We start from the raw sequence: 22470 nt of genomic DNA on the forward strand, positions 1-22470 counted from the left end.
CGTCATGTTCTGGCGTAAGCAGAAGGCCGCCATCGAGCGGTTCCACCCGCTGCACCGGGCGCTGACCCTGGAGAAGGGCTTCGCGGTCTCGCTGCGGCGGGACGACTGGGAGCCGGTGATCCAGAGCCTCGCGCGGCACCGCGCCGAGATCCGGCGGCGGAAGTGGCGGCTGTCGGACCGGGTCCCGGGGGTCCTCGTGCCGATGCTGCGGGTGCTGGCGTCCGACATGCGGCCGGACGGGGTGCTGTCCGTCGCGGCGGACATGCGCGGCCCGCAGCTCCCGGAGAAGACCGGGCCGCAGTACGACGTGCCCGTCCAGCGTCCGGTCCTGTCGATGAAGCAGTGGTACGCGATGGACCCGTGGCTGCGCCTGCGGGCGGAACTGCGGGACGGCAGCGTCCTGGAGCTGTCGGTCACCGACCGGGTGCGGTACCGCCGCCGCCGGAAGCGGAACCCGCGTGGCAAGATCAAAATCAAGACGAAGACGAAGACGACGCATCTGGTGCGGGTCACCCGGCGGCTGGCGAAGGGCGCGACCGTCCAGCGGCCGGGCACACCGCCGCCGCCCTGGATCAGGGTGCAGGTCAAGCAGGGGAGCCGGATGCTGTTCCGCGCGAACGGCAAGCTTCCCGGCCCGCTCGGCGAGGCGGAGCTGACCGACCGGATCCTGCACGTGTCGACGGAGCCGTTCCGCTGGACACCGCCAGGCCGGGCGGCTGGAAGGACGACGTCATGAACCGCTGCACCGTGACCACCGGCTTCTTCGTTCTCGGACGCTGCGGGCAGCAGGCCGTCGCGTCGTGCCCGCAGTGCGCGCGGCCCGTCTGCGCCGCGCACGCCGTGCAGGGCGGGCTCTGCAGCGAATGCGCGACGGCCCAGGGCTACGGGACGCAGGACCCGCATCACCCTGCCTGGACGGGCGGTTTCCGGCGCCGCTACTACCAGGGCAGTTCCCACGTTTACGGCGACACCTACTGGTATTCGTCGTTCGACGATTACGACCGCGGCGCGTTCAACCCGGGCGACGACTACTCGCACGGAGGCGACTGGGGCGACGACGACACCGGTTTCGTGGACAGCTGATGCACCGCGTCCTGTGGATCACCGAGCACTATCCGCCGAGCCGGGGCGGCATGTCGCAGTCGTCCGACCGGATCGTGCGGGGCCTGCGCGCGGCCGGGGTCGAGGTCGACGTCGCGCACCTGACGCGCCGCGCCCGCCCTGCCCGCCCGTGGGGCGTCACCCGCGAGCACGGCGGACGGCTCATCTCGGCACCGCTCGGCGACGACTCCGAGCACGCGCTGCGCCGCCTGTGGACGACGATCACCGCCGAGGACCTCACCGGCTACACCCACGTCGTCGCGTTCGGCGGCGTGTACGCGACGCTCGCCGCGCCCGTCCTGTCCGCGCTGCTGGACGCGCCTCTGGTCACGCTACTGCGCGGCAACGACATCGACGTCGGCGTGTTCTCGATGCGGCGGCGCGGCGTGCTGGCGGACGCGCTGCGCGCCTCGTCCCGCGTGTGCGTCGTCGCCCGCTCGCACGCGCCGCTGGTGTCCGCGCTGGCCCCGGACGCGGCGGTTACGTTCGTCGCCAACAGCGTCGACACCTCGCAGTGGCGGGTGCTGCCGTCCGAGCGGGAGCAGGGCCGGGCGTGGCGGGACGAGAACGTCCGGGCGGGACGCCGCACGATCGGCCTCATCGGGCAGCTCAAGGTCAAGAAGGGCATCGGGTTCTTCCTGGACGCGCTGGCCGCGTCCAAGCACGCGGACGCGTTCCATCTGCTGCTGGTCGGCGAGGTCGAGGAGCCGGTGACGGAATGGCTGGCTGAACGCGAGGACACCGTCCCGCACTCGTTCCTGCCATTCCTTGAGCGCTACGACCTTCCGGCCGTCTACGCGAGTTGCGACCTGGTCGCGCTGCCGTCGTTCTACGACGGGATGCCGAATGTGGCTTTGGAGGCGGCGGCCCTTGGCGTGCCGCTCATCGCGTCGGACGGCGGCGGGCTCGCGGACGTCGCTGACGACGAGATCGGCTTCACGTTCCCGGCGGGCGATGCGCACGCCTGCCGCGCCGCGATCGACCGCGCGGCGCGCGCAGGCGACGAGCAACTCGCAAAGCTCGGCGCAGCAGCCGCGGAACGCATCCGCCACGACTTCACCCCTGCCGCCGAGACCGCCGGGTATCTCGCCGTCCTCGACGCCGTCCGTTGATCGTCTGCTACGCGGCCGGTGACGGGCTGGGCCATCTGACGAGGCTCCGGTCCGTCCTGCACACCCTGCGCCTGGACGGCCCCGTCACGGTGGTGACGGCCTCGCCGTTCGCGAACGACCCGCGCATCACCGGCGGCTGGCGCATCGTCCCGTCCCTCGATGCCGCCGACGCGGACGCCCACGAGGTGATCATCGACGCCTTCCCCGCCGGGCTGAAAGGCGACCTGACGCACATCCCCTCCGCGCCCAGGGTCACCCACCTGGCACGCCTCCTGCGCTGGGACGCCTACGAACCGCTCCTCCCCGCCGACCCGCCACACTTCGACCGCACATTCGTCCTAGAACCGCTAGCCCCGCCTCACCACGCCTACCTGCACGCAGTCTCCGACGAGGTCACCCCACTGGCGCTCACCGATCCCCCTTCGGAGCCGCTAGACGTGGACGGCTGGCTCATCGTCCACAGCGGTCCCGCCCCAGAGACACTCGAACTCGTCGCCTACGCGCGTGACATGGCGTCCGTCGAAGGGGTCAATCCGCCGATGACGCTGGTGTCGCCCCAGAAGCCGGACGGTCTGCCCCCAGGCGTCGCGCACCTGGACGCCTACCCCGCGTGCGCGCCAGGACCGAACGTCGAACGCATCGTGACCGCCGCCGGTTTCAACGCCGTCCGGCAGTTCGCGCCCTGGCGGGACCTTCACCGCGTACTACCGTTCCCCCGCACCCTCGACGACCAATTCACCCGCGCCACCCGGGCTAGAAGTAATCAGGCGTGAGGTCACCGGACGGCCACGTCGTCACCGCGTTCGCTGCCTGGTGCAATAGGGGGTCGATAGCGCTGTAGCTCGGCGCGTCGCGTTCCTGACGCTGGTCGAACAGAACGGCCCACGACAGGCCGTCGTGCCGCCGGACCAACAGCGTGTACGTCCCGGACAGGCTCCCGTCGTGCCACGTGTTACGGCCGCCGCCGCTCACGGGCCGCACCAGCCATCCGCATCCGTAGTAATAGCCGTTGTCGTTGATGCCGGTCTCCGGCTGCGCGAACGCCTTGGTGATGGACGACGCGTTCAGCACGGACGTGCCGCCGTCGTAGATACCGGCGAAACGGGTCAGGTCCATGGCGGTGGCGAGCCAGCCGCCGTGCGCGTCCATGTTCTCCAGGTTGAAGGCGCCGTACGGGTAGGGCACCGTCTTGCCGCTGTTGTCGAAGACGGTCGGCCCTGTGTAGGTCGAGTAGTAGGGGACCTCGCCGGTCGCCTTGGTCAGCGTCCGTCCGAGCCGCATCCGGGTGATCTCGCGCGGCGCCAGCACGTTCTGCTGGACGTACTCCTGGTACTTCTTCCCGGCGGCCTTCTCGATGATCCGTCCGAGCAGCAGGTACCCGTAGTTGGAGTACGCGTACTTCGTTCCCGGCGCGTGGTCGAGCTTGCGCGCCGACGTGTACTTCATGACGTTCGCCTGCGTGACCGGCAGCGGGACGCCCAGCGCCTGGGCGATCGCCGCGTCCTGGAACATCACGTCGGGCGACACAGCGCGGTCCCAGCCGCCGAGGTGCTGGAGGAGCCGCAGCACCGTGACGTCCTTCAACCGCGGGTCGGCGGACGTGGGCAGGCTCAGCAGCGTCGCGGCGCGGTCGGTGAGCTTCAGCTTCCCGTCCTGGACGAGCCGGAGCACGGCCGTCGCCGTCACCGGCTTGGACAGGCTGGCGACGCGGAACAGCGAGGTGGGCTGCGTGGTGAGGTGGCCGGCCTCGGCGTAGGTGTAGCCCCGCGACAGGACGAGCTTGCCCTTGCGGACGACGGCGAGCTGCCCGCACGGGATCTTCCGCTCCTGCATGAAGGTCTTGAGCGTCGCGTCGAAGCTCCCGAGACCGGCGAGCGCCTTGCCGCTCACCCGCCACGAAGGCGCCGCGGCGGCGGCCCGGGACGTGCCGGACGAGTAGCCCGTCAGCAGCGTCGCCCCCGCGACCGTCAGCCCGGCCGCCTTCCCCATTTCCCGCCTGGTCAGTCCCGCCCGCTCGGTGCCTACCACCGCGACCCCCAAGATCTACTGTCCGAATTGTTCCGATCTCGGACCCTAGTACATGTCGATCTTGAAGAAGGGGCGCCAGGCGGGAAGGGGCGCTAAGCAGGTAGGGCGATGTCGAAGGCGATCTCGACGTCGTCGGCGAGCCTCAGCGCGCCGAAGAACGCCGAGTACGGCTTGATCCCCCACCGGCTCTGCGGCACGGTGACGCCGCCGCGCACCCGGCCGCCGTCCAGGACGGCCCGCACCCTGACCGGCTTCACCCGGCCCATGATCGTCAGGTCGCCCTCGATGGCGTCCGCGCCGATGGCCGACGACGTGAAGGTGATCTCCGGGTAGCGGCGGGCGTCGAGCACCTCGCGCAGCGTCTTCCTGATCTCCGCGCGGTCCTGGTCGGTGAGCGGCTTGACGCCTCCGGTGCCCTCCCGGACCTCCAGGCCGTCCACCTCGACGATCACCCTGACGGACGAATCGCCCAGCGGCTCGCGGGCCTCGACCGCCGCCGTCCAGCGCGTGGCCGCGATGGTCAGGTCGTGGCCGGCGCGGCGTCCGAGCCCGCTGCGGCCCGTCCTGACCAGCAGCGTTCCGTCGTCCGGGCCCAGCTCGTACGTTCCCTCTCGTACCGCCATGCCCTCACCATCGCACGCTCAGACGCATCGCACCTGCGGCTGCGGACGGTATTCGGTGTGGAACTTCTCCCGGCGGACCTTGCGGCCGTGCTGCAGCAGCGTCCGCCACACGTCGATCTCGAAGCCCCTGCGTCCGGCGGTGGGCACGCATTCCGGCCCCCGTCCCACGCCTCTCGTGTACGGGACGAACCCGTACCGCTCGGACGTCTTCGACCGCACCTGGTACCTGCGTTCGCCGTACAGGCTGACGGTCAGCGACGACGCCGTGGACGAGACCCGGAGCCGGACAGGACGTCCGGTGTCGTTCCGCCAGGTGAAGTCCAGGCCCGGATACGCCACGGCGGCCTCCCGCCCCGCCGGGTACTCCGGCATGTACATGCTGTGCGCGTGCGCCTTCCGGATGTCCAGGCCCGCCCGGAACACCGCGTTGAACAAGGTCGCGGACACCTGGCAGATGCCGCCGCCCACGTCGTTCACCAGGCGCGGCCCGACGATGGCGGGCGCGGGCACGTAGCCGCGGCTCTCGGTGCGCGGGCCGACGACGGCGTTGAAGGAGAACGTCGTGCCGGGAGCGACGATGTGGCCGTCCAGGATGTGGGCGGCGAGCTCGATGTTGCGCACCCGCGGCTCGCCCGGCTTGAACCGGGTGGTGTAGGTGCTCATCGGCCGGACGGACGGCGGCCGGTACGGCACGATGTTCTTCGGTAAGGAGCGGACCGGCGGGGCCGCGCCGAGCACGGCCAGCCTCGCGGACGCGCCGGGGTCCCGGGGAACGCCCAGGTAGGCGCCGAGCAGGAGCCCGGTCGTCGCCAGCGCGCCCGCGGCGAACGGCCACCACTGCCGGACGTATTCGCGCAGCTCCGACTGGCGGCGTCCCTGACACCGCCGCCTGCGGCCGGCTCGCCTCCCACCGGCCCTTCTGGCACCGGGTCTCCGCCGGCCGGGTCCGTTCCGGCCGGGCCGGGTCCGCCCCACAGATCACACCCCCCGAAGATCCCCCGAACGGGATCCTGCAACGGACCCTGCCCCGCCCCCGCCGCCGACGCCCGCGGCTTTACCCGAAGAAGACCCGAACAAGAACGAAGCCGACCCCGTCGCCGCCCCCGGGCGTCGCCGAGCCCGGGTGTCAGCGGGCGCGGGCGCCCTCGCGGAGGCGTTCGGGGTCGATCTCGCGGCCCGGGAACCTCCGCAGGTACTCGGCCTCAAGCTGGTTCATCCGCCGCGTGTGCTCCCCGTACGCCTGGTCGGCGGCGTGCCTGAGCGCGTCGAGCCTCGTCGTGTAGAGGTGGCCGAGCTCACGGAACAGGTCGTCATCGGTGAGGTCGCCGGGGTCGACTCCCAGCATGGCGCCGTCACTCGTCATGTCCGCTCCCTCCTCCGCGGGCCTCCTTGCGGCCACCCTGCGTCCTCCGTGGATCTCCGTGGGCGCCCGTCCCCTACCCGGCGTCGTCCGGCGTGAACACCGCCAGTGCCCCGGCGTGCTTGCCGAACCGGACCGCGGCGGGCAGGGACGACACCTCGCCGTCGCGCGCCAGCCGCAGATCCCCGGACCGCGACACCACCTCCAGGCCGGTCGCCCGCCAGGCCCGGTACCCGGGGATGACGTGCAGGTGCCCGGCCAGGACGGCGGCGACCGCGCGGGCGCGCGGGACGCGGCGTCCGGTCGCGATCATCCGGACGTCGAGCCGCCCGTCGTCGAGCCGGTCGCGCCACGTGGGCGCGGCGCCGCGCGAGCCGTAGACGCAGTTGCCGACGAACGCCAGCCAGACGCGGCGCTCCCGGCCGTCCACGGTCAGCGCGACCGGCTCGGAGTGCCGCAGCGTCCGGACGGCGGCGACCGCGAGCGCGGGCCACTTCCCGATCCGCCTCTCCAGCCGCTCCCGCCGGACGACCAGCTCGGTGTAGGCGCCGAGGCTCGCCGTGTTCAGGAAGAGCCGCTCTTCCTCGCCCGCCGGATCACCGGACACCGGGGTGACGTAGGACACGTCCACGCGGCCGATCCGCCCGCCCCGGTACGCCGCGATCGCCTCCGCCGCCGACTCCACGCCGATCGCCCGCGCGAAGTGATCGAACGTCCCGGTCGGGACGACGAGCAGCGGCACGCCGTGCTCCAGCGCGGCCCGCGCGCCCGCGTTGACGGTGCCGTCCCCGCCGATGACGGCGAGCACCGCGGCCCGTCCGGCGGCCTCGTCGAGCACCTTGTCGGCGTCCTCGTCCGGGCCCAGCCGGACGATCTCCGCCGCGGGCAGCTCCCGTTCGAGCAGCTCGATCGCCAGCTCCGGGCGGCCGGGCAGGATCGCGGCGGTCGCCCCGCCGGAGCCGCCCGACCCCGGGTTGACGACCGCGACCAGGCCGTTCCCGTCGCCCGCGACCAGGTCCGCCGCGTCCTCGGCCGGGGCGACGCGGGCCACCGGAGGACGGGCCGGCCAGACGAGGCGCGTCCCGAGCGCGGCGATCGCCCCGATCCCGACCCCGGCCAGGACGTCGCCCGGGTAATGGGCGCCGGTGTAGACGCGGGAGAACGCGACCGCCGCCGCCGTGACCGCCACCGGCGCCGCCACCCCGCGCGGAGCCTCCAGCGCGACCCCGGCCGCGAACGCGGCGGCCGACGCCGAATGCCCGGACGGGAAAGCGTGCGACGTCGGCAGCTTCCACCTGATCCGGATCGGCGGCACCAGATCCACCACGGGACGCTTCCGGCGGAACGCCTGCTTGCCGAGGACGTTCACCGCCGGGCTCGCCACCGCGATCGCGATCGACCCGCGCAGCGCCGCGCGGCGCAGCCGGGGCCGTCCGGTGGCGCCCAGCACGCCCGCCGTCGTGAACCACAGCACCCCGTGGTCGGCGAACCGCGACAGCCTCGGCAGGACGTACTCCAGCCCGCGCAGCCGCGCCGCCGCCACCCGGTCGAACGCCCACCGGTCCGCCCGCCCGAGCCTGCGCAGCAGGCCGTATCGTGGTTCCGGAACCGCCTGCCGACGTGGCGGTATCACGGTCCGTGACGGCACGTACCTACGCCGTGCATGGTTGACGCGCATGCCCCGGGTATCCCCCTGGACGGCGACATGATTCCGTAAAGATCTCAAATCGGGGGTCACATGCGGGCGAACGTCACGCTCGAGTCAGCGACTGCAATAGGCTTCCCGGCATGAGTCACCCGGAACGGCTCGGTTCCCCGGGTGGCGAGTCGGTCGGAACGATCGCGGAGCCTCCTCACGTGAACGAGACGCTGGCCGACTACGCCGCCCGCCACGGGCTGAGGCAGAGCGCCGCGCGCCCCCCGCTGCGCAAATACCTCCAGAGCGTGTGGGCGCGCCGGAACTTCATCTGGGCGTTCGCGTCCGCCAAGAACATCTCGATGTACACCGACTCGCGGCTGGGTCAGGTGTGGCAGCTGCTGACGCCGCTGCTGAACGCGGCGGTCTACTACCTGATCTTCGGGCTGCTGCTGGACACGAGCCGCGGCGTGCCGGACTTCATCCCGTTCCTGGTGACCGGCGTCTTCCTGTTCGGCTTCACGCAGCGGTCGGTCACCTCGGGCGCCAAGTCCGTCGGGGACAACCTGTCGCTGATCCGGGCACTGCACTTCCCGCGCGCCACGCTGCCGCTGGCGATCGCGGTCGTCGAGCTCCAGCAGCTGCTGATGGCCCTGGTCGTGCTGTTCGCGATCATCGTGGCGTTCGGCGAGCCGTGGACCTTCAACATGCTGCTGTTCGTGCCGGTGGTGTCGCTGCAGCTCATGTTCAACGTCGGCATCGGCATGGTGATGGCCAGGCTCGGCGCGTTCAACCGCGACATCACCCAGCTCCTGCCGTTCGTCATGCGCACGTGGCTCTACATGTCCGGCGTGATCTTCAGCCTGCCGTCGCTCATGGAGCCGGGCTCCAAGCTGGCCAAGTACCCCGTCCTCGGCGAGCTGCTCCAGCTCAACCCGGCGTACGTGTACGTCGAGCTCAGCCGGTACGTGCTCCTGGGCGAATACCGCGACCATGTGACGCACGACCTGAAAATGAACGAGGCGGGGCAGTTGTGGCTCTCCGCCGGCATCTGGTCTGTCGTGATGCTGGTGGGCGGGTTCATGTACTTCTACAGAGCCGAGGAGCGGTACGGCCGTGGTTGACACTGACACGAAGGTCCGCGGCGCCCTCGAGATCGACCCGAAGCGTGAGCCGATCGTCGTCGTCGACGACCTGCACATCGTGTACCGGGTGTACGGCGCGGGCGGCAAGGGCAACGCGGCGACGGCGTTCTCCCGCGTCCTGCGGCGCCAGCACCGTCCGTCGATGACGGAGGTCCACGCGATCAAGGGCCTGTCGTTCGTCGTCTACCGGGGCGAGGCCGTCGGGATCATCGGCAGCAACGGCTCCGGCAAGTCGACGCTGCTCAAGGCCATCGCCGGGCTCCTCCCGCCGCACCGCGGCGGCGTCTACACCGACGGCCAGCCGTCCCTGCTCGGCGTGAACGCGGCCCTGATGAAGGACCTCACCGGCGAGCGCAACATCGTCCTCGGCTGCCTCGCGATGGGCATGTCCCCGGCGGAGGTCAGGGACCGGTACGGGAAGATCGTCGACTTCGCCGGGCTGAAGGAGGGCTTCATCCAGTACCCCATGCGGACGTACTCGTCCGGCATGGGCGCCCGGCTCCGGTTCGCGATCGCCGCGGCCAAGACCCACGACGTGCTGCTGATCGACGAGGCTCTCGCCACCGGCGACGCCAAGTTCAGGGTCAAGAGCAAGCGCCGGGTCGAGGAGCTGCGCAACGAGGCGGGCGCGGTGTTCCTGGTCGCGCACCAGCTCGACACGGTCAAGGACATGTGCGACCGGGTCATCTGGATCGAAGAGGGCCGGATGCGCATGGACGGCGACCCCGAAGAGGTCGTCGCCGCCTACACCGAGGCCACCGGCAAGTAGAGCGGCCCGTGTGACTGGAGAGGTCACAGTGACGCGGAGTTACCGGATCGTCTCTGGATGAGACGGCCTCGCCGATCTACCTTCAAGGGAGACCCACGGCGACGGAGGCTCCCATGGCCGACCGGTTCAGCAGACGAGGCTTCCTATCCTCCACGGCTCTCGCGGCTGGTGCGTACGGTGTCCTGGCGGGGTGCGCCAGCGAGACCAGCGGCCCGCAGGCGAAGAACTCCGGGAACGCTCCGAAGGAGGTGTTCACCTCCCCGGCGAAGAAGCTGAGCGGCTCCCTCAGCATCCTGATGTGGAGCCACTTCGTGCCCCGGCACGACAAGTGGTTCGACAAGTTCGTCGCCGACTGGGGCAAGAAGGTCGGCGTGGACGTCCGGGTCGACCACATCAACACGGTGGACGTCCCGCGCCGCGCGGCGTCCGAGATCCAGGCGGGACGCGGCCACGACCTCATCCAGCACATCGCGCCGTTCTCGCAGTACGAGCCGTCCGTCCTGGACCTGTCCGACCTCGTCCAGGAGGCGAACCGGCGGTGGGGGCAGCAGCTGGAGCTGTGCCGCAAGTCGAGCTACAACCCCAACACCAAGCGGTTCTACTGCTACTGCCCCGGCTGGTCGCCCGACCCCGGCGACTTCCGCAAGTCGATGTGGGAGAAGGCCGGGATGCCGAACGGCCCGGTGACGTGGGACGACCTGCTCCGCGGCGCCACCGAGATCAAGAAGCAGACCGGCGTGCCGTGCGGGATCGGGCTGTCCCCGGAGACCGACTCGAACATGGCGGCGCGGGCGCTGCTGTGGTCGTTCGGCGGCTCCGTCCAGGACGAGAACGAGCGGGTCGTCCTCAATTCCGACGCGACCGTCGCGGCCGTGGAGTACATGGCGCGGCTGTTCAAGGACGCGGAGACCAGCGAGGTGTTCTCGTGGACGCCGGCGTCCAACAACCAGGCCCTCATCGCGGGCAAGTCGTCGTACATCCTGAACTCGATCTCGGCGTGGCGCACCGCGATGGGCACCAACCGGGAGATCGGCGACGACATCTTCTTCGTGCCGGCGCTGCGCGGGCCGAAGGCGGCGCTGGCGGCGCAGCACGTCATCCAGCAGTGGATCGTCCCGAAGTACGCGGGGAATCCGGACGCGGCGAAGGAGTTCCTGCTGCACTACACGGCGAACTTCCCGGCCGTGACGTTCCATTCCGAGCTGTACGACCTGCCGGGGTGGCCGTCGCTCGTCCCGCAGCTGCACGGCTGGCTGGACAACGACCCGTGGGGCGCGAAGCCCGCGAACAAGCTGAGCCTGCTGAAGACGGCGACGTCGTGGAGCGCGAACATCGGCTATCCGGGCCCGTCCAACCCGGCGATCGGCGAGATCTTCAACACCAACGTGCTGCCGACGATGTTCGGCCGCGCCGCCCGCGGCCAGACGTCCCCGCGGCAGGCGGTCGCGGACGCCGAGGGACGCGCCAACGCGATCTTCAAGAACTGGCGCTCCCGCGGTCTCGTCGGCGGCTGAGGCGCGCCTATGAACACCGTAGAGGTGAAGGGGCTGGTCAAGACCTTCGACGGGCACGTCAGGGCCCGGCGGCGGGGGCGGTCCGACCAAGTCCGGGCGCTGGACGGCGTCGATCTGGCGGCCGAGCCCGGGGAGTACCTGGTGCTGCTCGGGCCGTCCGGGTGCGGGAAGACGACGCTGCTGCGCACGATCGCGGGCCTGGAGCAGCCGACCGAGGGCGAGGTGCTGATCGGCGGGAACGTCGTGAACGGGCTCCCGCCGCGGGTCCGGCAGATCGCGATGGTGTTCCAGTCGTACGCGCTGTACCCGCACAAGACGGTGATGGACAACATCGTCTTCCCGCTCCGCGCGGAGGGCATGCCCAAGGACGAGCGCGACCGCAAGGCGAAGTGGGCCGCGGAGCTGCTGGAGATCCAGCCGCTGCTGCGCCGCAAGCCGCGCCAGCTTTCGGGCGGTGAGCGGCAGCGGGTGGCGCTGGCGCGTGCGCTCGTCCGCGACCCGGCCGTGTTCCTGCTGGACGAGCCGCTCTCCAACCTCGACGCGAAGATGCGCGCGACAGCCCGCGACGAGCTGAAACGCTTCCAGGAGCGCGTCGGCACCACCACGATCTACGTCACGCACGACCAGGCGGAGGCGATGGGGCTCGGTGACCGGATCGCGGTGCTGGAGCACGGCCGCGTCCGGCAGGTCGGGACGCCGCAGGAGGTGTACGACGACCCGGCCGACACGTTCGTTGCGACGTTCATCGGATCGCCGCCGATGAACCTGGTCAGGCGGGACGGGCGGCTGGTGGGGTTCCGTCCGGAGCATCTGCTGCCGGTGGAGAACGTCCGGGCGGACGCGCGGGTGACGATGCCGTTCCAGGTGGAGCGGATGGAGTACCTGTCGGGCGACCGGCACGTGTACGGGACGGTGACCGGCATCGGCGAGGAGACCCGCGTCATCGCGCGGCTGCCCGCGACCGTGGGCACGCCGCTGGAGGCCGGGGAGACGCGCGAGTTCGCCGTCCCGTCCGAGCGGCTGCGGTTCTTCGACGCGGACGAGGGGAGACGCGCGGCGCCCGTGCCGATCGGGGAATCGCCGTGACGACCGACCTCAAGCCGGCCGCCGCGGTGAAGGAGTCCAAGCGGGCGCCGCGGGCCGGGCTCGCCGACCGGGACGGGTTCCTCGCGTGGGTGATGCTGCTGCCGTCGGTGGTCTACATCATCGCGCTGGTCGGCGTCCCGTTCCTGCTGGCCATCGCGTTCGCGTTCTCCGACGTCACCACCGGCGACCCGTCGTTCGACTTCGTCGGGTTCGGCAACTTCTCCGAGGTGTTCGACGACGGCGTGTTCTGGCGGTCGCTGCGCAACACGCTGTTCTTCACGCTGGTCAGCATGGTGCTGATCGTGGTGTTCGGGAAGATCCTCGCGAACATCCTGGTCGCGGACTTCCACGGCAAGTGGTTCGTCCGGTTCCTGGTGCTGCTGCCGTGGACGACGCCGGTGGCGCTGTCGACGGTGTCGTGGCTGTGGTTCCTGGACTCGATCTTCTCGCCGGTCGACTGGGTGCTCCGCAACCTCGGGCTGATCGACGCTAACGTCGTGTGGCTGGGCCGTCCCGGCACGGCGATGGCGTCGGTGATCATGGTGCAGGTGTGGCGGCTGACGCCGCTGGCCGCCGTGATCGTGATGGCCGGGCTGGTCGCGATCCCCCGCGACATCGACGAGGCGGCGCGGATCGACGGCGCCGGGTTCTGGCGGCGGATGTTCGAGGTGACGATCCCGCTGACGCTCCCGGTGATCGCGGTCGCCGGGCTGTTCGGCGCGATCATGACGTTCACGGACATGACCGTCCCGTACGTGCTGACGCGCGGCGGCCCGACGCACTCGACGGACGTGCTGGCGTCGTGGGCGTACTTCCGCGGCATCGAGGGCGGGGACGTCGGGCAGGGCGCGGCGATCGCGCTGTTCCTGTTCCCGCTGCTGTTCGCGGGCGCGATAGCGATCCTGCGCGCCGTCCGACGGCTGGAGGCCCGATGAGCACCGCGGCACACGTCGAAGGGCTCCGGAAGCGGTATGCGCGGCGGCATGTGGCGGCGCGGTGCGGGGTGTACGGGGCGGCGGTCCTGGCGGCGCTGGTGTGCGCGATGCCGTTCCTGTGGAGCGTGATCAGCGCGTTCAAGCAGAACCAGGACCTGTACAACCCCGAGAGCAACCCGTTCTTCTACAACAAGCCCGCGACGCCCGACCATGTGACGTTCCTGTTCACCGACACGCCGTTCCTGACGTTCGTGGCGAACACGCTGATCGTCGGCGCGGCGGTGGTGGCGATCACGCTGGCGCTGTCGATCCCGGCGGCGTACTCGCTCGCGCGGCTGGACCGTCCGTGGGGCACCCCGATGGGCATCGCGATCTTCATGGTGTACCTGGTGCCGCCGTCGCTGCTGTTCCTGTCGCTGACCCGCGTCGTGGTGTGGCTGCGCCTGGAGGACACGCTCTGGTCGATGATCGTCGTGTATCCGACGATCACGGTGCCGGTGTCGGTGTGGCTGCTGATCGGGTTCCTGAAGGCCGTCCCGAAGGACGTCGAGGAGCAGGCCATGGTGGACGGCCACAGCCGCCTGGGCGCGTTCCTGCGGGCCGTCCTGCCGCTGGTGTTCCCGGGGATCGTCGCGGTCGTCGTGTTCAGCTTCACGCTCACGGCCAGCGAGTTCGTCTACGCGCTGGCGTTCGTGTCGGCGAGCCCGGAGATGGTGGTCAGCACCGGCGTCCCGACGCAGCTGATCCGCGGGGACGTGTTCTTCTGGCAGTCGCTGCAGGCGTCCACGGTGATCACGGCGGTGCCGATCGCGTTCCTGTTCAACCTGTTCCTGGACCGTTTCGTCACCGGGTTCACGATGGGGGCCGTCAAGACCTGACGTGCGGCCCCTGGACGCGCGTCCCCTGACGGAGGCGGCCCCTGATAGAGATGGAGGAGCACAGCCGATCCCCGTTTCTAGGAGGGCCGCCATGGCCGGCAAGCCGCCGCTTCCCCACGAGTTCCTGCCCGAAGTCCCGTCGTTCACCGTGACCAGCGACGACGTCGCCGACGGCGAGCGCCTCGCGGACAAGCACGTGTTCAGCGGGCTCGGCGGCGGCAACGAGTCCCCGCACCTGAGCTGGTCCGGGTTCCCCGCCGAGACCAAGAGCTTCGCGGTGACCTGCTACGACCCGGACGCGCCGACCGGCAGCGGCTTCTGGCACTGGTCGCTGTTCGACATCCCGGCGGACGTGACCGAGCTGCCCACCGGCGCGGGCGCCGAGGACGCCAAGATCGGCGTCCAGGCGCGCAACGACTACGGGGTGCGGGCGTTCGGCGGCGCGGCCCCGCCGCCCGGCGACCCGCACCGCTACGTGTTCACCGTCCACGCGCTGGACGTCGAGTCGCTCGGCATCGGCCCCGACACGCCCCCGGCCGCGGTGGGCTTCAACCTCACCGCCCACACCCTGGCCCGCGCCTCGATCATCCCCGAGTACGGGACCTGACAGGCGCCCCGAACTCCTCCCCGGTCGGGACGATCATCGGGGTGCCGGTGACCGGGTCGGGCGCGACGACGCACGGCAGGTCGAACACCTCCTTGATCAGGGCGGCGTCGACGATGTCGGCGGGCGCGCCCTCGGCGACGATCCGCCCGTCCCGCATGGCGACGAGGTGGTCGGCGAACCGGCACGCCTGGTTGATGTCGTGCAGCACCGCGATGATCGTCCGGCCCTCGTCGCGGAGCCGGGCCAGCAGCGCGAGCAGCTGGTACTGGTGCGTGATGTCGAGGAACGTGGTGGGCTCGTCCAGCAGCAGGTAGGACGTCTCCTGGGCGAGGACCATCGCGACCCACGCCCGCTGCCGCTGCCCGCCGGACAGGCTCTCCACCGGCCGTTCGGCGAGGTCGGTGACGCCGGCCGCCTCCATCGCCGCGGTCACGGCCCGCTCGTCCTCGCGCGACCAGGTCGACAGCAGCGTCTGGTGCGGGTACCGGCCCCGCGCGACGAGTTGCCGCACCACGATGTTCTCCGGCGCGACGAGGCCCTGCGGCAGGAACCCGATCTCGCGGGCGATGGCCTTCGGCCGGTAGTCGCGGACGTCCCGCCCGTCGAACTCGACATGCCCGGACGACGGCGCCAGCAGCCGGGCGAACGAGCGCAGCAGCGTCGACTTGCCGCACGCGTTGGCGCCGACGACGGCGGTGAACGCGCCGTCCGGGACGTCGACGGTCAGGTTCGCCGACACGACCCGGTCGCCGTAGGCGAGGGTGACGTCGGCGGCGGTCAGGCGACCGGCGGGGGTCGGGCGTCCGTTCACGGCTGTCTCATCTCCGTCTCATCTCCATGATCAGGAGCCAGCAGAGGTAGGCGCCGCCGATGACCGTCGTGACGACCCCCACGGGCAGTTGGACGGGGGCCACGACCGTCTGGGCGGCGAGGTCGGCGGCGAGGAGCAGCAGCGCCCCGGTCAGCGCGGCGGGCAGCGCGGGCGTCCCGGCGGCGCCCGCGACCCGGCGGCCGATCTGCGGCGCGGCGAGCGCGACGAACACGATCGGCCCGGTCGCGGACGTGACGGTCGCGGTGAGGCCCACGCCCGCCAGGATGATCAGCAGCCGGTACCGGTTCAGCGCCACCCCCGACGCGGCGGCGACGTCGTCCCCGAGCGCGGCCTGCCCCGTGGTCCGGGACAGGACTGCCGCCAGCAGCGCCAGCGCCGCGATGATCAGGAACGGTAGGCGGACCTCGTCCCAGTCCAGGCCGTTCAGGGAGCCGGCGCTCCACGCGGTCGCGGCCGTCGCCACCTCCAGTTGGGCGAGGAGCACGATCCACGAGTTGAGCGCGGTCAGCATGGCGTTCACCGCGATCCCGATGACGACGAGCCGCAGGCCGCTGAGCCCGGACCGCAGCGACAGCGCGTAGACGGCGGCGGCCGAGGCGAGCCCGCCCGCCAGCGAACCGGCGGCGAGCCCCGCCGCCGTCCCGCCGAACACGGTGATCGCGATCAGCACGCCGGTGTAGGCGCCGGCGTCCAGGCCGATCACGTCCGGGCTGCCGAGCGCGTTGCGGGTCACGTTCTGGAAGATCGCCCCGGCGGTGCCGAGGGCCGCGCCGAAGACCAGCGCCCCGGCCACCCGGGGCAGCCGCCACTCCTGGACGACCAGCGCCGCGTCCCCGTACCCCGCGAGCCCGGCGAAGACCTCGCCGGGCGGGTCCCAGGAGTCCCCGCGGCACAGCGCGACGAAGGCCAGCGCCAGCGTGACGCCCGCCAGCGCGATCGACGTCAGCGCGGTCCGCCGCTCGATCAGCGCGGACACCCGTCCCGCGCGTATCACCAGCACGCTCATGTCTCGACCGCCCCGTACCGGCGGACCACCCAGATCAGCGCCGGTCCGCCGAGGAACGCGGTGACGACCGCGACCGGCACCTCGCCCGTCGGCAGCAGCACCCGCGACCCGATGTCGGACACGAGCAGCAGGATGGGGCCGAGCAGCATCGTGTACGCCATCAGCCACGGGACCGACCCGCGGGCGGCCCGCCGCGCCAGGTGCGGGACGATCAGCCCGACGAACACGATCGGCCCCGCGATCGCGGTGGCGGCGCCGGCGAGGACGGTGACGAGCGCGAGCACCGCCACCCTGATCCGCGCGACGCGCGCGCCGAGCGCGTGCGCGACGTCCTCGCCGAGCGCGAGACCCGCGAGGGGCCGGGTGACCAGCATCGCGCCCGCGAGGGCGAGGACGATCGCCAGCAGCGCCACACCGAACGGCGTCTGCTCACGTCCGGCGAGCGATCCGACCGACCAGAACCGGTACCGGTCCAGCACGTCGGGGTACACGATGCGCAGCCCGAGGGATATCCCGGTCAGCACGAAGGTGAAGGCGACTCCGGCGAGGACGAGCCGCAGCGGCACGGCCCGTCCGATGCCGTACACGATGAGCGACGCGACCACCGCCCCCGCCAGCGCGAGCCCCAGCCGCCCCGCCTGCGACCCGCTGATCCCGAGCACGGTCCCGCCGGTGATCGCGAGCCCGGCGCCCGCGGTCACCCCGAGGATGCCGGGCTCGGCGAGCGGGTTGCGGGTCAGCGTCTGGACGAGGGTCCCCGCGGTGCCGAGCGCGGCGCCCACGCAGACGGCGAGGACCGTCCGCGGCAGCCGGACGTCGCGGACGATCACCTGCTCGTCCGTCCCCGCGTAGTCGGTCAGGGCCCGCCAGATCTCGTGCGGCGGAGCGTTCCCCGCCCCGACGGCCAGGCTCAGGCCCGCGAGCACGGCCAGGAGCAGGACGGCCCCCAGCAGGACCGCCACCCGCCGCGCGGGCTCAGTCGTCTTCCTCAAGCCCGGCCACTCCGAGTTTCCAGTAGCCCGTGAAGAGCGCGTCCATCCCGGGCAGGTCGCGCACCCAGGCGCGCAGCGGCCTGATCGCGCCCGTCTCCCCGGCGGCGAACAGGAACGTCCGCCCGCCGGGAAGGCCGAGCGACCGCACCGTGTCGGCCAGCGACGACTCCCGTCCGTCGCGGACGAGCCAGGTGACCTCCACCCCGTCTCGGGCGGCGAGGGGGTAGGCGTGGTCGGCGGCGTCGGCGGTCTCGATCACCAGCCGGGCGGACACGTCCGGCGGGGACTCCTCCAGCCACCGAGCGGCGGCGGGCAGCGCGGTGGCATCAACGGCGAACACATAGTGGCCGTAGTTGTGCGGAAACGCCTTGGCGCCAGGCGGCCCCGCGACCGCTACATCCATCCCCACCTTGACGTCAGCCGCCCACTCCGCGGCCAGCCCACCCGGGTGCAGGACGAAGTCCATGTCGAGTTCGCCCGCGTCCGCGTCGTAACGCCGAATGGTGTACCGGCGGCTGGGCGGCGAGGGCTTGGGCCAGTCCAGATCCAGGTCGTGGGTGGGCACGGGAAGCCGCAGCGCGCCGTCCGCGTCCGGAAAGACGAGCTTGATGTGGTCGTCGGCCTGGTAGCTGTGGAACCCCGCCAGCTCCGGCCCGCCGAACGTCAGCCGCAGCATGTTGGGCGTGATCTGCTCCCGGCGAAGCACCTGAAGCGTCCGGATGCCGATCGGATACCCGATGCGGCGAACTTCGGTGCCGTTCCGGTGATGCTCCAGCACACGCCCGCGCGGGTCGTGGCGTTCCATATGCGCGCTCACTTCTCCAGCAGCGGCGCGAGCGCCTTGTCGATCTCGTCCAGGGCCCGCGTCGCCGACTCGTACGTCGCCGCCTCGGTGTAGCGGAGCCCGAAGGTCTGCCCGTCCTTGACCGCGGGCAGGTTCTTCCACAACTTCGAACCGAGGACGTACCGCACCGATTCGCCCTGCTGGCCGTCGGGCTCCAGCGTGTAGGTGATCGCCGCGGCCTCGCCGAGACTCTGCGGCAGCTCCTCGATGGACGAGGTCTCGCTGACGTCCTTCGAGCCGCCGCCCTTCTTCTTGACCTGGCCGTAGTAGGTCACGCCGATGTCCTGGGCGATGTTGGTCCCCCACGACCCGGCGAACTCGCGCATGAACGTCCCGGCCGAGACGTCGCCGTACTCGCCGACGTGCCCGAACTTCACCCCGGCGACGGCGTCCTTGTACTTGGCCTTGAGCGCCGCGGCCTTCTTCTCGTACGCGGACTTCGACTCCGCGAGCCGCCCCGCCTGGCCCGCGGCGTCGGCCTGCCGCTGCGACAGCTCACGCCACGCGGACGGCACGGTCGGCCCGATGGCCACGACCGGCGCGATGGATTCGAGGCGCTTCAGGTCCAGGTCGCCGAGGACGGGCTTCGGCACGCCGATCACGATGAGGTCCGGCTTGACCTTGGCGATGGCCTCGTAGTTGGTCGAGGCGGCCGTCTCATCGGCGATCTTGGTCAGCCCGTCGTACCTCGTGCGGTCCTCCGGGGTCATCATCGCCAGGCCGCGCTTCCAGGACGAGATCCCGACCAGCTTCGCGTCCGCCTCGATGAGGACCGGCACCGCGTACCCGGTCGCGACGACCCGCTTCGGCGCGACGGGGATCGTGACCTTGCCGTTGTCGGCCTCGAAGGCCCGTGTCGCGGCGTCGCCGCCGGACGCGGAGTCCGAGCCGGACCCGCAGGCGGTCGCGAGGACGAGCGCGGCGGCCACCGCGCCGGCGAGCCTCAAGGGCTTACGAGAGTGCATGGTCGCGTTCCTAGTTCCAGGGGGAGGTTCGGGGGTCGGCACCCCCACTGACATGGCCCGATGCCTGGTTAGGTTAGCCTTACTTACGCCGCGCCCATATCGCTGGGAGGACATCCTGTGCCGGTCACACGTCAGCTCGGTAACGACCCCGAGTCCTGCGAGGAGTACGCCTACGGCCTCGGCGCGCCGGACGGGATCCTCCTGCTCAAGTACCGCTCGTCGGGCGGCCTCACGTTCGGCGACAGCCGCGACGACTTCCTGCACCAGCTCTACTGGTCCCCGGACGGCGTCCTCGCGACGCTGCACGGCTCGTCCATCCGGTTCACCGGCCCCGGCGAGGCGTTCTGGGTGCGGCGCGCGGTGAGCCACGAGGTGCGCGCGGGCGACCGCCAGACCGTCTACCGCATCTGCCTCCGCGAGGTCCCACCCGCCCTGGACGCCCTCCGCGCAGGCCCGGCGACGATCGACGACGAGGCCGCGCGGCTCATCGAGACCATCGCCCGCCGCACCTGCGACGAGCCGACCGCCCTAGCCGCCCGCCGCCGCATCCTGACCGGCCTAGCCGCGCCGCACACCGTCCCGCCGTCCCCGGACGTCCACGGCACCGGCTTCGCGCTGACCGTCGCCCGCGCCCTCTCCCACGACCCCGCCGACCCGACCCGCCTCGACGAATGGGCGGAGCACCTGCGCGTCAGCGTCAAGACCCTGCAGCGCGACTTCGTCCGCGAGTTCGGCATGCCCTACACCCAATGGCGCACCCGCCTACGCCTGAGCGCCGCCCGCGTCCTCCTGAACTCCCACCCGGTGACCAAGGTCGCCCACCAGGTCGGCTACGCGAGCCCGTCCGCCTTCATCACGGCGTTCACCAAGGAGTACGGCCACACCCCCGGCGCGACGATCACCCGCTCACACCCGCCAGCTCGCTCGCGACGGCGTCCAGGGTCGCGCTGACGTCGCAAGCGGGCCGGATGGGACGCCCGTCGGCCGCCCAGCAGAACCACCACTGACCGTCGCGGAAGTCGCACCCGATCTCGACCGTCCGCCGCGGCCCGCCGTACCGCACCACGCTCACCCAGGTCACCCCGCGCCGCTCGATCAACCCGCCCGCCAGCTCCGGGTGCGTTCGCACGCCCTCGTCCAGCTCGGACAGGTGCATCCGCCGGTCGTTGCGCGGCGGCGGGACGTCCAAGGTCGCCGCGTGCCGTCCCTTGTCGAAATTCACTGCATTCACCTCACTAATGTCAGGTCGTCTTTGCCGGTGAAGGGGCGCGGCGGGGCACCCGGGGGACGGATGTGCACCGCCGCGCCGCCTCCACCTCCCCCCTCCGGGACCGCGCCGCTATCGGCGGCGATCCCGCACCCGGCGACCAGCGCGGAGCCTGGAGTTTCTTCCGCGCGTCACCGGACCCACGCCCGCTTGCACTCGGCGCGCTCGGCCTCCTTCACCAGCGCGGCACGCAGCGCCTCCGGCGTGGGGCACATGACGGTCGGATCAACCCCGGCCGCCGGGTCATGCAAGGTCGCCACCCACTCCCCCAGCAACCCATCCGCCCGAACCGCCCGAAATATCCGATGCCCGATAAATTCCGCGCGAAGTCGCGCAAGTGCCAGATCTTCGGGATGTGTGCGCATGTCCATGACATTGCCTCTTCGTCTTGTCATTTCCTGAGACAAGACTTGCGCCATCGAGCTAGTTTGTCGCGTGTCGATAAAACATCCGACACACCGGAGCGTGATCCGTGGCCCCCATCGCGTCACTGAACGCAGATGCGTCGTTCAAGCACTGGATAGCGTCTGACCTGCGCTTCTGGCGCGAGCGAGAGGGGCTGTCCCTTGCGCAAATGGGCCAGGTCATGGGAGCGAGTCGCCACACTGTGTCGAACATCGAGCACGCGCGTGACGGCTGGAACATGAATGAGGACCACGCCGACCGACTTGATCGCCACCTGAACCTCAACGGCCATTTCGCTCGGCTTGTCCGCTATGCGCGCACTGCCCACGACCCGGACTGGTTCGCCGAATACGCCAAATACGAGGCCAAGGCGCTACAGATCCGCCTATACCGGCTCTCCTTCATACCTGGTCTCTTTCAGACACCGGAGTACGCCCGCGCCCTGATCAGGGGTGCACGTGCGATCGAGGACATCGAAACGGCCGTCCAAGATCGAATGAATCGGCGGGAGGTGCTCGCGCAGAAGAACCCGCCGCTCGTGTGGGTGATCCTCGACGAGAGCGCGCTGTTCCGTCCGATCGGAGGGCCGGACGTGATGCGGGAGCAACTCGCACTGCTACGTGAAGCCGCCATCATGCGAACCGTGACGATCCAGATCGTTCCGCAGTCCAGCGGCTACTACATGGGACTGGACGGCTCGTTCAACAGCCTGACCATGCAGGCGGGCGATCTGGTGTTCGTCGAGGCGCCGAACGGTGGCAGACTTGTACAAAACGCCCCAGAGGTCCGGGATTTCGGGACACGTTGGGCGCGGATATGTGCAAGCGCCCTCCCGTGGGATGCTTCGCGCGACCTTATGACACAAGCGATGGAGCGGTTCGCATGATCACCTGGCGCAAGTCCAGCCACAGCGGCGGCGGCAATGTGGGTGGCCAAGACTGCGTAGAAGTTGCCGACCTCACCCCGGACCTGCCGACCACGCAGTGGCTCAAAAGCAGTCACAGCGGCGGTGGTGGCGCAGGCGGCCAAGACTGCGTCGAGGTCGCTGACCTCACCCCGGTGATCGCCGTCCGGGATTCCAAGGACCCGGACGGTACCAAGCTGGCCCTCGACGCCACCGCCTGGCGCGCTCTCGCCCACCAGATCAAGAACGGCCACCACGACCTGGCCTGACCCATCCCCCGCACCAACAAGCCCTCGACCTGCCACAGGTCGAGGGCTTGCGACGTTGCGCGGGCCCGTCTATTCGGTTCGTCGCGGCCCGGGGGGCGCAGGGCACAGCGCTATGGCCAAAAGGGTGCGCGGTCATGCCAAGGGTGGTGTTTCGGAAGCTCGCCGGATCCCGTCAGCGGCGCGCCTTCGCCC

The 22470-nt window shown here is 71.0% G+C and carries 26 protein-coding genes; 14 read left to right on the forward strand and 12 right to left on the reverse strand.

All coding sequences use genetic code 11. The annotated features are described in order from the left end of the window. Positions 1-4 precede the first annotated feature (4 nt). The 4 genes from ACH35V_RS37490 to ACH35V_RS37505 are packed head-to-tail and all read left to right on the forward strand — an operon-like array spanning position 5 to position 2986. Positions 5-736: a hypothetical protein gene (locus ACH35V_RS37490; protein WP_395979624.1), complete on the forward strand. Its 732-nt coding sequence runs from the start codon at positions 5-7 to the stop codon at positions 734-736. Next, positions 733-1083, forward strand: coding sequence for a hypothetical protein (locus ACH35V_RS37495; protein WP_395979625.1), 351 nt, complete (start codon positions 733-735; stop codon positions 1081-1083). Before ACH35V_RS37490 ends, ACH35V_RS37495 begins: the two co-directional genes overlap by 4 nt. Beyond that, complete coding sequence (locus ACH35V_RS37500) at positions 1083-2213, forward strand: glycosyltransferase family 4 protein (protein WP_395979626.1); 1131 nt, start codon at positions 1083-1085, stop codon at positions 2211-2213. Before ACH35V_RS37495 ends, ACH35V_RS37500 begins: the two co-directional genes overlap by 1 nt. Next, positions 2210-2986 (forward strand): hypothetical protein, encoded by a 777-nt coding sequence (locus tag ACH35V_RS37505; RefSeq protein WP_395979627.1) that lies wholly within the window; start codon positions 2210-2212, stop codon positions 2984-2986. Before ACH35V_RS37500 ends, ACH35V_RS37505 begins: the two co-directional genes overlap by 4 nt. Here ACH35V_RS37505 and ACH35V_RS37510 read toward each other — a convergent pair. The 5 genes from ACH35V_RS37510 to ACH35V_RS37530 all read right to left on the reverse strand — a co-directional run bounded on the left by ACH35V_RS37510 (position 2967) and on the right by ACH35V_RS37530 (position 7857). Continuing rightward, a complete protein-coding gene (locus ACH35V_RS37510; RefSeq protein WP_395979628.1) occupies positions 2967-4202 on the reverse strand; it encodes a serine hydrolase domain-containing protein in 1236 nt (411 codons plus the stop codon). The two genes, ACH35V_RS37505 and ACH35V_RS37510, sit on opposite strands and share 20 nt — an antisense overlap. A 131-nt stretch (positions 4203-4333) precedes the next feature. Next, positions 4334-4864, reverse strand: coding sequence for a YceI family protein (locus tag ACH35V_RS37515; RefSeq protein ID WP_395979629.1), 531 nt, complete (start codon positions 4862-4864; stop codon positions 4334-4336). 18 nt (positions 4865-4882) lie between these two features. Then, positions 4883-5839, reverse strand: coding sequence for a VanW family protein (locus tag ACH35V_RS37520; protein WP_395979630.1), 957 nt, complete (start codon positions 5837-5839; stop codon positions 4883-4885). A gap of 151 nt (positions 5840-5990) precedes the next feature. Further along, entirely contained in the window at positions 5991-6227 is a 237-nt protein-coding gene (locus ACH35V_RS37525; RefSeq protein ID WP_395979631.1) for a DUF6158 family protein, read from the reverse strand. A 73-nt stretch (positions 6228-6300) separates the two neighbouring features. After that, a complete protein-coding gene (locus ACH35V_RS37530; RefSeq protein WP_395979632.1) occupies positions 6301-7857 on the reverse strand; it encodes a bifunctional phosphatase PAP2/diacylglycerol kinase family protein in 1557 nt (518 codons plus the stop codon). Between the two features lie 224 nt (positions 7858-8081). Here ACH35V_RS37530 and ACH35V_RS37535 point away from each other — a divergent pair, with 224 nt between their 5' ends. The 7 genes from ACH35V_RS37535 (at position 8082) to ACH35V_RS37565 (ending at position 14794) form a co-directional block, all read left to right on the forward strand. Continuing rightward, entirely contained in the window at positions 8082-8984 is a 903-nt protein-coding gene (locus ACH35V_RS37535) for an ABC transporter permease (protein ID WP_395979633.1), read from the forward strand. Next, positions 8977-9774: an ABC transporter ATP-binding protein gene (locus ACH35V_RS37540; RefSeq protein ID WP_395979634.1), complete on the forward strand. Its 798-nt coding sequence runs from the start codon at positions 8977-8979 to the stop codon at positions 9772-9774. The genes ACH35V_RS37535 and ACH35V_RS37540 overlap by 8 nt, the downstream gene beginning before the upstream one ends. Positions 9775-9887: 113 nt before the next feature. After that, positions 9888-11288: an ABC transporter substrate-binding protein gene (locus tag ACH35V_RS37545; RefSeq protein WP_395979635.1), complete on the forward strand. Its 1401-nt coding sequence runs from the start codon at positions 9888-9890 to the stop codon at positions 11286-11288. 9 nt (positions 11289-11297) lie between these two features. Then, positions 11298-12374 (forward strand): ABC transporter ATP-binding protein, encoded by a 1077-nt coding sequence (locus ACH35V_RS37550; protein ID WP_395979636.1) that lies wholly within the window; start codon positions 11298-11300, stop codon positions 12372-12374. Further along, the gene (locus ACH35V_RS37555; protein ID WP_395979637.1) at positions 12371-13309 is read left to right on the forward strand and encodes a carbohydrate ABC transporter permease; all 939 of its coding nucleotides are present in this window, start codon (positions 12371-12373) and stop codon (positions 13307-13309) included. The genes ACH35V_RS37550 and ACH35V_RS37555 overlap by 4 nt, the downstream gene beginning before the upstream one ends. Then, positions 13306-14187 carry a carbohydrate ABC transporter permease gene (locus tag ACH35V_RS37560; protein WP_395979638.1) on the forward strand — a complete coding sequence of 294 codons (882 nt, stop codon included), beginning with the start codon at positions 13306-13308 and terminating at the stop codon, positions 14185-14187. The genes ACH35V_RS37555 and ACH35V_RS37560 overlap by 4 nt, the downstream gene beginning before the upstream one ends. 91 nt (positions 14188-14278) lie before the next feature. Further along, complete coding sequence (locus ACH35V_RS37565) at positions 14279-14794, forward strand: YbhB/YbcL family Raf kinase inhibitor-like protein (protein ID WP_395979639.1); 516 nt, start codon at positions 14279-14281, stop codon at positions 14792-14794. Here the strand turns inward: ACH35V_RS37565 and ACH35V_RS37570 are convergent. Genes ACH35V_RS37570 through ACH35V_RS37590 form a run of 5 tightly spaced genes read right to left on the reverse strand, consistent with a single transcriptional unit; the run spans position 14772 to position 19433 of the window. Next, on the reverse strand, positions 14772-15605 hold the full coding sequence (locus ACH35V_RS37570) for an ABC transporter ATP-binding protein (protein ID WP_395979640.1): 834 nt from the start codon (positions 15603-15605) through the stop codon (positions 14772-14774). The genes ACH35V_RS37565 and ACH35V_RS37570 overlap by 23 nt on opposite strands. Positions 15606-15612: 7 nt before the next feature. Next, positions 15613-16632: a FecCD family ABC transporter permease gene (locus ACH35V_RS37575; RefSeq protein ID WP_395979641.1), complete on the reverse strand. Its 1020-nt coding sequence runs from the start codon at positions 16630-16632 to the stop codon at positions 15613-15615. Further along, positions 16629-17624 carry a FecCD family ABC transporter permease gene (locus tag ACH35V_RS37580; RefSeq protein ID WP_395979642.1) on the reverse strand — a complete coding sequence of 332 codons (996 nt, stop codon included), beginning with the start codon at positions 17622-17624 and terminating at the stop codon, positions 16629-16631. Before ACH35V_RS37580 ends, ACH35V_RS37575 begins: the two co-directional genes overlap by 4 nt. Then, complete coding sequence (locus ACH35V_RS37585) at positions 17608-18429, reverse strand: siderophore-interacting protein (RefSeq protein ID WP_395979643.1); 822 nt, start codon at positions 18427-18429, stop codon at positions 17608-17610. Before ACH35V_RS37585 ends, ACH35V_RS37580 begins: the two co-directional genes overlap by 17 nt. A gap of 8 nt (positions 18430-18437) precedes the next feature. Further along, positions 18438-19433 carry an ABC transporter substrate-binding protein gene (locus ACH35V_RS37590; protein WP_395979644.1) on the reverse strand — a complete coding sequence of 332 codons (996 nt, stop codon included), beginning with the start codon at positions 19431-19433 and terminating at the stop codon, positions 18438-18440. A 117-nt stretch (positions 19434-19550) separates the two neighbouring features. Here ACH35V_RS37590 and ACH35V_RS37595 point away from each other — a divergent pair, with 117 nt between their 5' ends. Next, complete coding sequence (locus tag ACH35V_RS37595) at positions 19551-20384, forward strand: helix-turn-helix transcriptional regulator (protein ID WP_395979645.1); 834 nt, start codon at positions 19551-19553, stop codon at positions 20382-20384. Here ACH35V_RS37595 and ACH35V_RS37600 read toward each other — a convergent pair. Together ACH35V_RS37600 and ACH35V_RS37605 are read right to left on the reverse strand one after the other, a co-directional pair. Beyond that, positions 20332-20655 carry a hypothetical protein gene (locus ACH35V_RS37600; protein WP_395979646.1) on the reverse strand — a complete coding sequence of 108 codons (324 nt, stop codon included), beginning with the start codon at positions 20653-20655 and terminating at the stop codon, positions 20332-20334. The genes ACH35V_RS37595 and ACH35V_RS37600 overlap by 53 nt on opposite strands. Positions 20656-20831: 176 nt before the next feature. After that, positions 20832-21119 carry a hypothetical protein gene (locus tag ACH35V_RS37605; protein WP_395979647.1) on the reverse strand — a complete coding sequence of 96 codons (288 nt, stop codon included), beginning with the start codon at positions 21117-21119 and terminating at the stop codon, positions 20832-20834. A gap of 53 nt (positions 21120-21172) precedes the next feature. Here ACH35V_RS37605 and ACH35V_RS37610 point away from each other — a divergent pair, with 53 nt between their 5' ends. Continuing rightward, on the forward strand, positions 21173-21991 hold the full coding sequence (locus ACH35V_RS37610; protein ID WP_395979648.1) for a helix-turn-helix transcriptional regulator: 819 nt from the start codon (positions 21173-21175) through the stop codon (positions 21989-21991). Further along, the gene (locus ACH35V_RS37615; protein ID WP_395979649.1) at positions 21988-22278 is read left to right on the forward strand and encodes a DUF397 domain-containing protein; all 291 of its coding nucleotides are present in this window, start codon (positions 21988-21990) and stop codon (positions 22276-22278) included. Before ACH35V_RS37610 ends, ACH35V_RS37615 begins: the two co-directional genes overlap by 4 nt. Positions 22279-22470 lie beyond the last annotated feature (192 nt).

Source organism: Actinomadura sp. 1N219, assembly GCF_044326405.1.
Lineage (GTDB): Bacteria > Actinomycetota > Actinomycetes > Streptosporangiales > Streptosporangiaceae > Spirillospora.

Bases quoted from the DNA above. Each gene is read 5' to 3' on its own strand.
- ACH35V_RS37615 (WP_395979649.1), top strand. From the start codon at position 21,988: ATGATCACCTGGCGCAAGTCCAGCCACAGCGGCGGCGGCAATGTGGGT.
- ACH35V_RS37490 (WP_395979624.1), top strand. From the start codon at position 5: ATGTTCTGGCGTAAGCAGAAGGCCGCCATCGAGCGGTTCCACCCGCTG.
- ACH35V_RS37550 (WP_395979636.1), top strand. From the start codon at position 11,298: ATGAACACCGTAGAGGTGAAGGGGCTGGTCAAGACCTTCGACGGGCAC.
- ACH35V_RS37545 (WP_395979635.1), top strand. From the start codon at position 9,888: ATGGCCGACCGGTTCAGCAGACGAGGCTTCCTATCCTCCACGGCTCTC.
- ACH35V_RS37590 (WP_395979644.1), bottom strand. From the start codon at position 19,433: ATGCACTCTCGTAAGCCCTTGAGGCTCGCCGGCGCGGTGGCCGCCGCG.
- ACH35V_RS37560 (WP_395979638.1), top strand. From the start codon at position 13,306: ATGAGCACCGCGGCACACGTCGAAGGGCTCCGGAAGCGGTATGCGCGG.
- ACH35V_RS37525 (WP_395979631.1), bottom strand. From the start codon at position 6,227: ATGACGAGTGACGGCGCCATGCTGGGAGTCGACCCCGGCGACCTCACC.
- ACH35V_RS37495 (WP_395979625.1), top strand. From the start codon at position 733: ATGAACCGCTGCACCGTGACCACCGGCTTCTTCGTTCTCGGACGCTGC.
- ACH35V_RS37565 (WP_395979639.1), top strand. From the start codon at position 14,279: ATGGCCGGCAAGCCGCCGCTTCCCCACGAGTTCCTGCCCGAAGTCCCG.
- ACH35V_RS37515 (WP_395979629.1), bottom strand. From the start codon at position 4,864: ATGGCGGTACGAGAGGGAACGTACGAGCTGGGCCCGGACGACGGAACG.
- ACH35V_RS37510 (WP_395979628.1), bottom strand. From the start codon at position 4,202: ATGGGGAAGGCGGCCGGGCTGACGGTCGCGGGGGCGACGCTGCTGACG.
- ACH35V_RS37585 (WP_395979643.1), bottom strand. From the start codon at position 18,429: ATGGAACGCCACGACCCGCGCGGGCGTGTGCTGGAGCATCACCGGAAC.
- ACH35V_RS37605 (WP_395979647.1), bottom strand. From the start codon at position 21,119: ATGGCGCAAGTCTTGTCTCAGGAAATGACAAGACGAAGAGGCAATGTC.
- ACH35V_RS37575 (WP_395979641.1), bottom strand. From the start codon at position 16,632: ATGAGCGTGCTGGTGATACGCGCGGGACGGGTGTCCGCGCTGATCGAG.
- ACH35V_RS37500 (WP_395979626.1), top strand. From the start codon at position 1,083: ATGCACCGCGTCCTGTGGATCACCGAGCACTATCCGCCGAGCCGGGGC.